The 683-nt window shown below is 70.6% G+C and carries 1 protein-coding gene; it reads left to right on the forward strand.

The window, feature by feature from the left end; translation table 11 throughout:
- The first annotated feature begins 138 nt into the window (after positions 1-138).
- Positions 139-615, forward strand: a complete 477-nt coding sequence (locus EBN88_RS30100; protein WP_122400100.1) for a VOC family protein — start codon at positions 139-141, stop codon at positions 613-615.
- Positions 616-683: the final 68 nt, after the last annotated feature.

The following is a 683-nucleotide window of genomic DNA, read 5'->3' on the forward strand; positions in this document are numbered from 1 at the left end:
CCGGCCGGCCCGGCCCCCGGGGCGGGGCGTGCGGGGTCGAACGTGCGCGCCCGGGCCGCCGGCCGGGGCGATGAGTTCCCCGTGCGCGGCGGGTCCATCCCTCACCAACCCATCGCGTTCGGCGAGGAGAACCCCGTCATGCAGCAGAAGATCATCACGTTTCTGTGGTTCGACCAGCAGGCCGAGGAGGCCGTCCAGCTCTACACGTCGATCTTCGACGACTCCCGGGTGATCGACGTGCAGCGCTACGGCGAGGTCGGTCCCGGCGAGGAGGGCTCGGTGATGACCATCGAGTTCGAGCTGGCGGGCCAGCGGTACCTCGCCCTGAACGGTGGGCCCGAGTTCCGCTTCAACGAGGCGATCTCACTGTATGTCAACTGCGACAGCCAGGAGGAGGTTGACAACTACTGGTCGAAGCTGACCGCGGATGGCGGTCAGGAGGTCCAGTGTGGCTGGCTCAAGGACAGGTTCGGGCTGTCCTGGCAGATCGTGCCCCGGGTGCTCACCGAGCTGCTCGCGGACCCGGACCGGGCCAGGTCCCAGCGCGCGATGAAGGCGATGCTCGGGATGAAGAAACTCGACATCCAGGCGCTGCGCGAGGCCGCCGAAGGCTGACCGCCACGCGCCGCCCGGCCGCCCCCGGCCACCCGCGCCGCCCCTCGCCACAAGGCGGCGCGCGGGCC

The organism is Streptomyces triticirhizae, assembly GCF_003696235.1.
Lineage (GTDB): Bacteria > Actinomycetota > Actinomycetes > Streptomycetales > Streptomycetaceae > Streptomyces > Streptomyces triticirhizae.